This is a genomic window from Romboutsia sp. Marseille-P6047, from assembly GCF_900604535.1.
Lineage (GTDB): Bacteria > Bacillota > Clostridia > Peptostreptococcales > Peptostreptococcaceae > Romboutsia_E.
Genome location: NZ_UWOT01000012.1, coordinates 55396 through 66881, shown reverse-complemented (window position 1 = coordinate 66881; position 11486 = coordinate 55396). Strand labels below are relative to the sequence as shown.

Here is an 11486-nt window from a genome sequence, read left to right as displayed (position 1 = left end):
AGTAGATTATTAATCTACTTTGGTGGTCTTTTTTTATTTGAAAAAATTAATTTGTGGAGGGAAATATATGTTTTATAAGAAAACAAGTGAGGAATCAATAAAGCATCTAAGTAGTAATATTAATGGATTGTCACAAGATGAGGCAAGTAAAAGGTTAAAAGAAAATGGATACAATGAATTAAGAGAAAAAGCAAAAATTCCAACATGGAAACTTTTTATAGACAGTTTCAAGGACCCATTAGTTATAATACTTTTAATAGCTGCAATGGTACAAATATTTTTAGGTGAAATAGTTGAGTCGAGTATAATATTTGCAGTTTTAATACTTAACTCAATATTAGGCGTTGTTCAAAGTAAAAAAGCAGAAGGCTCATTAGAAAGTCTAAAACAGTTATCAGTTCCAAATGCAAAAGTAATTAGGGAAGGGCATAAAACTACAATAAAATCTAGAGAACTAGTAGTAGGAGATATTGTTATTCTTGAAGCTGGAGACTATGTGCCTGCAGATGGTAGAATAATAGAATCACAAACATTTAAGGTTGTAGAAGGAATGTTAACAGGTGAATCAGAACCTGTATTAAAAAGCGAAGATAAAATAGATGGTGAGTGTTCATTAGGCGATCAAAAGAATATGGTATTTAGTGGATCCATGGTAGTATATGGTAGGGCAGTGTATATAGTAACAAGTTGTGGAACAAATACAGAAGTTGGTAAAATAGCAAATTTATTAGAAAATGCAGAAAGTAAAGAAACACCGCTTCAAAAGAAACTTGATGATTTTGGAAAGAAGTTAGGAATAGGAATAGTTGGATTATCTATACTAATATTTGCTATTCAAATTATTAGAGGAGGAAACTTAATTGACTCATTCATGTTTGCAATAGCAATAGCCGTAGCTGCAATACCAGAGGCATTAACATCAATAGTAACCATCGTATTGTCAATGGGAACTAATATAATGGCTAAGAAACAAGCTGTTGTAAGAAAATTACCTGCTGTTGAAACTTTAGGATCAACTAGTGTAATATGCACAGATAAAACTGGAACACTAACTCAAAATAAAATGACAGTAGTTGATGCATATATGTATGGAGTTAAAAAAACTGTGAAATATGATAACAATTTATCAAGTCAAGAATTAGCCTTGCTAATCTCATCTGCACTTTGTAATGATTCTGATATAGCTAATGGAGGTATGGAAATAGGTGATCCAACAGAAGTAGCACTTATAAACTATGTAAATAAAAATAATTTATATTATAAACAATTAAGAGAAAATTATGTTAGAATACAAGAATTACCTTTTGATAGTGATAGAAAGCTTATGTCTACTATAAATAAAGTAGAGGATAAAGTATTAATGCTTACAAAGGGAGCACCAGATATAGTATTTAGTAGATGTAAGTATGCATTAAGTAATGGTGAAATAGTAAATATAAATGAAGATATAATAAATGAATATAAAAATATAAATGAAGAATTTTCAAATAAAGCACTTAGAGTTTTAGCTTTTGCAACTAAGGCTGTAGAGAGTGAAAATTTTGTACCATCAATTGAAGATGAAGATGAATTAATATTAATTGGAATAGTTGCAATGATAGACCCTCCAAGAGAAGAGGTTTATGAAGCTGTAAAAGAAGCAAAAGAGTCTGGAATAAAAACAGTAATGATAACTGGAGACCATAAAACGACTGCAGCAGCAATTGCAAAAGATATAGGAATAATGGTTGATGGTGATTTGGCTCTTACAGGTAAAGAATTAGATGATTTAAGTGAAGATGAATTAAATGAAAAATTAGAAAATATATCAGTTTATGCAAGAGTTTCACCAGAAAATAAAATAAGAATAGTTAAAGCATGGCAGAAAAAAGGTAAAATAACAGCAATGACAGGTGACGGTGTAAATGATGCTCCAGCATTAAAACAAGCTGATATTGGAATAGGAATGGGCAGTGGTACAGAAGTGGCTAAAGATGCTTCAGCGATGGTACTTTTAGATGATAATTTTGCTACTATAGTTAATGCAATAGAAGTTGGTAGAACAGTTTATAATAATATAAAAAAATCTATAACTTATTTATTCTCAGGAAATTTAGGAGGAATAATAGCAATATTATTTGCAGTAATGGCCGATTGGGCAAATCCATTTACTACAATACAGTTGCTGTTTATAAATCTAGTTACAGATTCTCTTCCAGCTATAGCATTAGGTTTTGAGCAACCTGAAAAAGATGTAATGAAAAGTTTACCAAGAGATCCCAATGAAAGTATTTTAGCTAAAGGAACATTAAAATCTATTTTAATTAAGGGTAGTATAATAGGTATGGTTACAATATTTGCTCAATATATAGGAATGCAAAGTTCACCGGAATTAGGAACAGCGATGGCTTTTGCTACTCTTACTTTATCAAGGATAATACAAACATTTGCATCAAGATCTAATACTGAAACTATATTTAAATTAGGATTTGGAAGTAATAAGTATGTTTTAGGTGCTGTAGTTGTTTGTTTAGGCATGTTTGTATTAACATTAACTCCATTTATGAGAGGTGTATTTTCTATTCCAACTTCTTATGGATTATATAACTTTATAGTATGTTTTGGATTATCTATATTTGCTAGTTTAATTATGGAATTTAAGAAATTTTTAATGAGATAAACTTAAAAAACATAAGTCTTAGATTATTGACTTAAATTGAGTTTTAGTATATTATTAATAAAGTTGTATATATAATAATAAATATAGACATGAAAGGAAAAAAAGCGAATGTTACAAGTTACTAATGTAGGACTTAGATTTGGTGATAAAGAGTTATTTAAAGACGTTAACTTAAAATTCACTAAAGGAAATTGTTACGGAATAATAGGTGCTAATGGTGCAGGAAAATCAACTTTCCTAAAAATATTAGCTGGAGATATAGAACCAAATACAGGAAGTGTTTCAATAACTGAAAAAGAAAGAATGTCTGTACTTAGACAGGACCACTTCAAATATGAAGAAGATACAGTTTTAAATGTTGTTATAATGGGACATGAAAGACTATATTCTATAATGCAAGAAAAAGATGCATTATACATGAAGCCAGACTTCACTGAAGAAGATGGTATAAAAGCTGCAGAACTTGAAGGTGAATTTGCTGAACTTGATGGATGGGATGCAGAAACAAATGCAGAGAGATTATTAATGGGTCTAGGAATAGATAAAAGCTTACACTATAAGCAAATGAAGGAATTAACTGGTGGAGAAAAGGTTAAAGTATTACTTGCTCAAGCATTATTTGGTAAACCTGAAATACTAGTAATGGACGAACCGACTAACCACTTAGATTTCCAATCAATAAACTGGTTAAATAACTTTATAATGGATTTAGAAGATTCTATCGTTATAGTTGTATCACATGATAGACATTTCTTAAATCAAATATGTACAAATATAGTTGACGTTGATTTTGGTAAAATACAAATGTACGTTGGTAACTATGACTTCTGGTATGAGTCAAGCCAATTAGCATTACAACTTGCTAAAGATCAAAATAAGAAAGCTGAAGAAAAAATAGCTCAATTAAAAGAGTTCATTGCAAGATTCAGCTCGAATGCTTCTAAAGCAAAACAAGCAACTGCAAGAAAGAAACAATTAGATAAAATAGAAGTTGAAGAAATACAACCTTCTAGAAGAAGATATCCATATGTTGGATTTGCTCCTGAGAGAGAAATAGGAAATGAAGTATTAGAAGTTGAAGGATTAACTAAAACTATAGATGGTGTTAAAGTTTTAGATAATGTATCTTTCAGATTAGATAGAGATGATAAAGTTGCTTTCATGGGTGACGAAATAGCTGTAACTACATTATTCAACATAATAATGGGAGAAGACACTGCTGATAGTGGTACTTTCAAGTGGGGAGTAACTACATCTCAATCATATCTTCCTAAAAATCATAACCAATACTTCGATGGAATAAGTTATTCTTTAGTTGACTGGTTAAGACAGTATTCTGAAGAAAAGAGTGAAAGTTTCATAAGAGGATTCTTAGGTAGAATGTTATTCTCTGGAGAAGAAGCTTTAAAAGAAGCTCAAGTTTTATCTGGAGGAGAAAAAGTTAGATGTATGTTATCTAAGTTAATGTTATCAAATGCTAACGTTTTAGTTTTAGATGATCCAACTAACCACTTAGACTTAGAGTCAATAACTTCTGTAAATAAAGGTTTAGAGAAATTCCCAGGAGTATTATTATTTAACTCTCATGACCAAGAGATGATACAAACTCTTGCAAACAGAATAATAGAAATAACTCCAGGTGGAATAATGGATAGAAAAACTACACTTGAAGAATACTTAGAAAACAAGGATGTACAAAATAAATTAAAAGAAATGTATGCTGTTGCTAAGTAATATAAATAAAACTTAATTAAAATATAAATGCATCTTTTGAATATATGGTAATCTGCATATATTTGGAAGATGTATTTTTTTTATAAAAACTAAGAAGGTAGTCAAAAAATTTCAATCATATCTTACTGAATAATACATAAAATCTATTTTTATAAGGATAGTACTACAAATTTACACATATGTTTACTGATAATCTAATAAAAGATACAGATTATTTTTATTGTAAAATAATACAGATAATATGAATTTAAAATGGAATTAATTAAAAAATGGGTTCATATAATAGAAAATATAAAGATGGGGTATGGAAATCAGGCTAATTAATACTACTTAGTTTTAAAATAATATTTATATTATTAAATAATTTTTTTGTAATTTTATTCTTATATATAACAAATGATAACGAGATTAATTTAGGGAAGGTAGTTATATATGAAATGTTGCATGTGTGGATTTGAATTAGAAGATAATTACTGTCATTTATGTGAGAGAGGTTTAGTATTTTGTTCAATTGAATGTTTGAAAGATAATTATGAGGAAAGAAGTGAAGGGACACTATCAGTAGAAGCACCTAAGATGAATTTTGGAGAGGCTATAACTAAACTAAAAGAAGGATACAAGGTAAGAAAAGTAGATTGGGATGAAAGTCATTATATTTACATGGATGAAGAGGGATATGTCAGAAGAAGAGATGGAAAGAAGTATTTCATTAAGTTAAATAATGATGTCTGGGAAGAATTTAAGTAGAGCATTATAGATTTACTTATTATAACAAATTGATATAAAGATCAGTTTTATGAGTGTATTAAAAATACCCCAAATAAGCTAAAAAATGTATGCTACGAAAGTGTATTTAATAGTTAAAATAAAAATGGTACCTTTGATTTAAGCAGAAGGTACCATTTTTTATTTTATTTATTTTCCACTAAGCCAAATATTAAAATCTACTTTTAAAAATTCATCTATATCTTTTGATAATTTTTTTGATAAATTCGAAACTCTGCCAAGAGAAACTACTTGAGGATTTATGTATCTTCTCTTAGCAGGTATATTGACCCAATATCCATTAAGAGGTTTTGTTTTGCTAGTTAAAACTTGAGAAAACTTTTTAAAGCTATCAAGCATATCTTTTGATTCTTTATCTTTTTCTAACATTGATATAACTTTATATTCAGTAGTGTATAAATCATCTATATTTATAATATCTCTCTCTATAGCTAATTTTAATAAGTCAGCCAAATATTGCATAGCAAATCTATCTTCGTTTGAAGAGTATACCTTGGAATTTAGTAGAGATACAGACGTAAACTCTAAAGCTTTATCTAAAGTTCTAAATGAAATTTCATCTTCTTTAAACTCATTTTTAGATACAGTTAAGTCATCATATATATTTTTAATTTCATTGATATTTTTAAATCCATAGTAAAATGCATTTCCTAAAGTATATTCTAATCTATCAGCACAAAGTAGAGGAGAATTATTATCTGCAATAGGATACATATGATAATCGCAAACATCATCAGTTGTTAAATTATATTTTTTAAGAATACTTTGTATCTCTTGAGAATTTTCTATAATTTCTTTAGTCCTTTCCTCTGTAGATTCTTGATTTTCATGATCTCCATTTAAAAAATCAATTACATGAGCAAAAACAGGAGAGCTTATGTCGTGAAGTAAACCTGCTATTGATTGTTTTATATCTTTTGTAAAATTCCAAATAATAAGTGATACTCCTATACTATGAGTATACCTAGTATAGTTTTTGCCTTTAGAAAATATAGGAAAACCAGTGTACTCACACCCACAATTCATACCTATATTATTTAATCTTTTAAATTCAGGTGTATTTACTAATTCTTCTATAAAAACTGGATAGTCCTTGCTGTATATATTAATTAAATCCAAATTAATGCCTCCTTGAAAATTATATTCAATATATATTATATAGGACAGTATGTTTAATCTGTCAAATAAATTTAATAATGAAATCAAACATACTAATTAAAAGAATATGCTAATTATTATAAAGCTATTGGAAAAGCTAAATAATGAGGTGAAGATATGGATTTTGTAAATAATCATATTAAAGAAAGTCGATTAATAATAGCTCACTTTATTAAATGGTTTTTTTTATCATTAATAAGTGGGATAAGTGTTGGACTAGTAATAACCTTATTTTTAAAAAGTCTAGAATATGTTACACAAACTAGACAGATTTATGCATGGTTACTTTATTTGTTACCAGTAGGAGGATATATAATAAGTTTTTTATACTATAAATATGGTAAAGACTCATCAAAAGGAAATAATTTAATTATAGAAAGAATTAACAATGGTAAAGGGAGAATTCCTTTTAGAATGGCACCTTTAGTATTTTTAGGAACAGTAGCAACTCATTTATTTGGAGGGTCTGCAGGTAGGGAAGGTACTGGAGTACAAATTGGTGCGAGTATATGTTCAGAGTTAGGAGAATTATTAAAATTAGATGAATCTGATAAAAACTTGATAATTATAAGTGGTATAAGTAGTGGATTTGGAGTTGTGTTTGGTACTCCTATATCAGGAACAGTATTTGGATTAGAGGTTACATCTATAGGAAAAATGAGATATGAAGCTATCGTACCTTGTTTTGTAGCTAGTTATATTGGAAACTCAATATCGAACATTTTAAAAGTGCATCATATGAACTATAGTATGGTGGGAGTAATAGATGATGTTAGTATATTTTATAAGGTGACACTTTGTTCTATATTATTTGGTATTACAAGCAAAGTTTTTTCAGAATTAACACATATATTAAAAAAGTATTTTAGTTATCATATAAGAATGCCATATAATAGAAGCTTTTTAGGTGGAGTAATAATTATAGTTTTGGTATTTATAGTGAATAGTAGGATATATTTAGGGTTAAGCTTAGATTTATTAAAATACTCCTTTGAGATACCTGTTAACAATTATGATTTTATACTTAAGTTAATTTTCACATCTATAACACTAGGTAGTGGATATCAAGGAGGAGAGGTAACTCCTTTATTTGTAATAGGGGCTACTTTAGGAAATACTTTAAGTTTTATGATTGGCCTTCCAATGTCATTCTTAGCGGGTCTTGGCATGATAGGTGTATTTTGTGGAGCCACAAAAACTCCGATTGCATCATTTATAATGGGAGTGGAATTATTTGGATCTATGAATATGAAATATTTATTTGTAGCATGTGTAATTAGTTATGTTTTTGCAGGTAAAAGTGGTATATATACATCTCAAGAATATAATATATAAAGTTGTGTATAAAATATATTAACTTTATGAAGGGGTAGTTTTATGAATGATAATTGTAAAAATATAGAACTTAGGGGTGTATGGATAGCTACTGTATACAACATTGATTGGCCGAAAACTTTGAATAATAAAGAGAAACAAAAACAAGAATTTATAAATATCCTTAATATAATAAATGATTTAAATTTTAATTCAGTTTTTGTTCAAATAAGACCATCATCAGATGCTTTTTATAAATCTTGTATAAATCCATGGTCCAAGTATATTACAGGAGAACAAGGATGTAATCCAGGGTACGATCCTCTAGAATTTATGATAGAAGAATCTCATAAAAGGAATATAGAATTTCATGCATGGTTAAATCCATATAGAGTAACAACAAAAGGAATTAATTTAAATGAACTATCAGATAATAATATGGCAAAATTACATCCAGATTGGTTATTATCTTATAATGATGCGTTGTTTTATAATCCAGCAAATATTAATGTTATTAAATATATAGGGGATACTGTTTTTGAAATAATAAGTAATTATGATGTTGATGGAATTCATTTTGATGACTACTTTTATCCATATAATTATCCGTTACCGTATAAAGAAGATAAAAACGGAATTATAGGTAATAGTAGACGTAATTTTATAACTCAAATGATAAAGATGGTAAATAATATAGTTAAAAAAACTAATCCTAGAATTCAGTTTGGAGTTAGTCCATTTGGCATATGGAAAAATAAAGCTAGTGACACTAAAGGTTCTAATACTAATGGCTCTGAAAGTTATTATAGTGTTTTTGCAGACTCAGTTAAATGGATAGAGGAAGAAATTATAGATTATATAGCTCCTCAAATTTATTGGACTATAGATAATAAAAATGCTCCTTATGAAGAACTTGTAAAATGGTGGTTAAATATAACAAAAGGTACTAATGTCAAATTATATATAGGTGAAAATATAAGCAATACAGATATATCAAAAGAAATTTCAAAACAAATAGATATAAATAGAAGCTATGAAGAGGTAAATGGGAATATATTATTTAGCATGTCAAGTATAGAAAATAATGAATGCAATATAATTGAACAAATTAGAAGCTCATATTTTTGTAAAGATAAGAAACTATAAAATTTTATAAATTATAGTTCTATATATAAAAATAAATTAATAAATTATAATTAAATATATTTAATAATACTACTTAAAGAAATCGCTGTATTATTTAATAGTAAAATGTGTATACATTATGTAAAAAGTTATAGTTTATATTCAAAATATTTTGATAATTACACTAAAATAGTGTATAAATATATTATAGAAGCAAAGGCGGTTCTATAGTAAGTATTACTATAGCCGTACTTTGCTTTTTTTATTGAATTATCTAATATAAGGGGGAAGTTAAATATGAAAAAAAGCAAATTATTCACGTTAGCTATGTCAGCTATAATGGCAGGTACACTACTTGTAGGTTGCCAATCTAAAAGCTCAGGTTCAGATGAGAGTATATCAGACTCTGGAACAAAATATTTAATAGCAACGGATTCAAAATATGCACCATTTTCATTTGAAGAAGATGGAGAATATAAAGGAATTGATGTGGAGATATTAGCAGCAGTAGCAGAAGAATCTGGATTTGATTATGAATTAAAGCCTATGGATTTTAATGCAATAATACCAGCGCTAACTTCAAATCAACTTGATGGGGCCATAGCTGGTATGAGTATAACTGATGAAAGAAAGGAAGCTTTAGACTTCTCTGATGGTTACTTTGAATCAGGTTTATCAATAGTAGTAGATTCTGATAATACAGAAATTAACGGAGTTAAAGATTTAAATGGAAAAACAGTTGTGGTTAAAAAAGGAACAGCAGGGGAAAATTGGGCTTTAGAAAATCAAGAGAAATATAACTTAGAATTAAAACATTTTGAAGATTCTCCAGCTATGTTTTTAGCAGTTCAAGGTGGAAATGCAGACTTTGCTTTAGAAGATTATCCAGTAATAGCATATAAAATAAAAGTTGATGCTGATAACGAATTAAAAATAGCAGGGGATAAAGTAACAACTGCTGATTATGGATTTGCAGTTAATAAAGGTCAAAATGCAGAGTTATTAGAAAAATTTCAAGAAGGATTAAAAGCTATAAAAGAAAATGGTAAGTATGATGAAATAATTTCTCAATATATAGACCAATAAAATATATCTGCGTATGAAAATTTACTTACACTAAATCAATATAAAATTTAACTAGATATGAGGGATAAATATGGTGAGTTTAGAGTTGTTAAAAAAAAGTTTACCAAGTCTGCTATCAGGGCTTGGAGTAACAGTAAAAATAGCTTTTTTTGCAATAATTATAGCGTGTGTCATAGGTTTAATATTTGGTATTTTAAGCATATCAAAGTATAAAATCATAAGTGGAATAGCATTCATATATACAACAATTATTAGAGGAACTCCACTTATGATACAGGCAATGTTTATATTTTTTGGATTAGGTCAGTTTCTAGGTATAAGATTTAATCCTGTTTCAGCAGGTATTTGGATTTTAGCATTGAATTCAGGTGCGTATCTTTCAGAAATTTTTAGAGGTGGAATACAAGCTGTAGATATAGGTCAAATGGAAGCTGCAAGAAGTTTAGGTATGCCAACATCTATGGCAATGAGAAAAGTAATATTACCACAAGCTATTAAGATTATGATTCCTTCTCTTATGAATCAATTTATAATTGCTATAAAAGATACTTCAATATTATCTGTAATAAGTATTAGAGAGCTTATGCAAAGTGGGCAAATAATAGTTGGTACAACATACAAAGCTTTTGAGATTTATGGAATAGTTGCAATAATGTATTTAGTATTAATAACATTATTAATGTGGGCTTCAAAGCTTGTAGAAAGGAGATTGGCATCGTGATAATAAAGGTAAGCAATTTGAAAAAATACTTTGGAAATTTAGAAGTTTTAAAAGATATAAATTTAGAAATTAAAAAAGGTGAAGTTGTTTGTATAATCGGACCTTCTGGTTCTGGTAAAAGTACACTTTTGAGATGTTTAAATGGATTAGAGCAAATAAATTATGGTAAAGTTACAATACTTGATCATGACTTGTTTGATAAAAAATCGGATATAAATAAATTAAGAGAAAATATAGGAATGGTATTTCAAGGATTTAATTTATTTCCTCATAAAACAGTTTTAGAAAACATAACGATGGCACCTCAGTCTTTAAAGAAAATATCTAAAGAAGAATCAATAGATATTGCAATGAAACTTCTAAGAAAAGTTGGATTAGAAGGCAAGAAAGATAATTACCCAAATAGCTTATCTGGTGGACAAAAACAAAGGGTTGCTATAGCTAGAGCTTTAGCCATGAATCCTAAGGTTATGTTGTTTGATGAACCTACATCAGCTCTTGATCCAGAGATGGTAGGGGAAGTATTAAATGTAATGAAGGACTTAGCGAAAGAAGGTATGACAATGATAGTTGTAACTCATGAAATGGGATTTGCTAGGGAGGTGTCAGATAGAGTAATATTTATGGATGGAGGATATATATTAGAAGATTCTACTCCTGACGAGATATTTACTGATGCTAAAAGTGAAAGATGTATGGAGTTTTTAAATAAAGTTATTTCTCACTAAGAACAGCTATGTTGAAACATAGCTGTTCTTTTATGTATTTATCTACTTGAAATGATTTTAAGTTAAAAATAATTTAAAATCAAAAAATCATATTAAAAAATATAAATATAAAGACATAAATATATTTTAGTCAATTATAATTGGATAATATATAATGAACGTTCGTTAAATGCGC

Annotated in this window: 9 protein-coding genes; 8 read left to right on the top strand and 1 reads right to left on the bottom strand. The window is 28.2% G+C overall.

All coding sequences use genetic code 11. The annotated features are described in order from the left end of the window. The first annotated feature begins 67 nt into the window (after positions 1-67). The 3 genes from EIH23_RS12095 to EIH23_RS12085 all read left to right on the top strand — a co-directional run bounded on the left by EIH23_RS12095 (position 68) and on the right by EIH23_RS12085 (position 5140). Positions 68-2659, top strand: a complete 2592-nt coding sequence (locus EIH23_RS12095; protein WP_122640542.1) for a cation-translocating P-type ATPase — start codon at positions 68-70, stop codon at positions 2657-2659. 108 nt (positions 2660-2767) lie between these two features. Further along, positions 2768-4393, top strand: coding sequence for an ABC-F family ATP-binding cassette domain-containing protein (locus EIH23_RS12090; RefSeq protein WP_122640541.1), 1626 nt, complete (start codon positions 2768-2770; stop codon positions 4391-4393). A gap of 432 nt (positions 4394-4825) precedes the next feature. Beyond that, on the top strand, positions 4826-5140 hold the full coding sequence (locus EIH23_RS12085) for a Thoeris anti-defense Tad2 family protein (protein ID WP_122640540.1): 315 nt from the start codon (positions 4826-4828) through the stop codon (positions 5138-5140). Positions 5141-5308: 168 nt separating this feature from the next. On the opposite strand, the gene EIH23_RS12080 is transcribed toward EIH23_RS12085, so the two are convergent. Continuing rightward, positions 5309-6298: an HD domain-containing protein gene (locus tag EIH23_RS12080; RefSeq protein ID WP_122640539.1), complete on the bottom strand. Its 990-nt coding sequence runs from the start codon at positions 6296-6298 to the stop codon at positions 5309-5311. A gap of 156 nt (positions 6299-6454) precedes the next feature. On the opposite strand from EIH23_RS12080, the gene EIH23_RS12075 reads away from it, so the two are divergent. From EIH23_RS12075 to EIH23_RS12055, 5 genes are all read left to right on the top strand, one after another. Further along, positions 6455-7672: a voltage-gated chloride channel family protein gene (locus EIH23_RS12075; protein ID WP_122640538.1), complete on the top strand. Its 1218-nt coding sequence runs from the start codon at positions 6455-6457 to the stop codon at positions 7670-7672. Positions 7673-7714: 42 nt separating this feature from the next. Further along, the gene (locus EIH23_RS12070; protein ID WP_122640537.1) at positions 7715-8797 is read left to right on the top strand and encodes a glycoside hydrolase family 10 protein; all 1083 of its coding nucleotides are present in this window, start codon (positions 7715-7717) and stop codon (positions 8795-8797) included. 276 nt (positions 8798-9073) lie between these two features. Further along, on the top strand, positions 9074-9862 hold the full coding sequence (locus EIH23_RS12065) for a transporter substrate-binding domain-containing protein (RefSeq protein WP_122640536.1): 789 nt from the start codon (positions 9074-9076) through the stop codon (positions 9860-9862). 70 nt (positions 9863-9932) lie between these two features. After that, a complete protein-coding gene (locus EIH23_RS12060) occupies positions 9933-10583 on the top strand; it encodes an amino acid ABC transporter permease (RefSeq protein ID WP_122640535.1) in 651 nt (216 codons plus the stop codon). Then, the gene (locus tag EIH23_RS12055; RefSeq protein WP_147516625.1) at positions 10583-11311 is read left to right on the top strand and encodes an amino acid ABC transporter ATP-binding protein; all 729 of its coding nucleotides are present in this window, start codon (positions 10583-10585) and stop codon (positions 11309-11311) included. The genes EIH23_RS12060 and EIH23_RS12055 overlap by 1 nt, the downstream gene beginning before the upstream one ends. Positions 11312-11486: the final 175 nt, after the last annotated feature.

What these genes read in the sequence shown, in the direction of transcription:
- EIH23_RS12095 (WP_122640542.1), top strand. Translation starts at nt 68, where the DNA reads ATGTTTTATAAGAAAACAAGTGAGGAATCAATAAAGCATCTAAGTAGT.
- EIH23_RS12090 (WP_122640541.1), top strand. Translation starts at nt 2,768, where the DNA reads ATGTTACAAGTTACTAATGTAGGACTTAGATTTGGTGATAAAGAGTTA.
- EIH23_RS12085 (WP_122640540.1), top strand. Translation starts at nt 4,826, where the DNA reads ATGAAATGTTGCATGTGTGGATTTGAATTAGAAGATAATTACTGTCAT.
- EIH23_RS12075 (WP_122640538.1), top strand. Translation starts at nt 6,455, where the DNA reads ATGGATTTTGTAAATAATCATATTAAAGAAAGTCGATTAATAATAGCT.
- EIH23_RS12070 (WP_122640537.1), top strand. Translation starts at nt 7,715, where the DNA reads ATGAATGATAATTGTAAAAATATAGAACTTAGGGGTGTATGGATAGCT.
- EIH23_RS12065 (WP_122640536.1), top strand. Translation starts at nt 9,074, where the DNA reads ATGAAAAAAAGCAAATTATTCACGTTAGCTATGTCAGCTATAATGGCA.
- EIH23_RS12060 (WP_122640535.1), top strand. Translation starts at nt 9,933, where the DNA reads ATGGTGAGTTTAGAGTTGTTAAAAAAAAGTTTACCAAGTCTGCTATCA.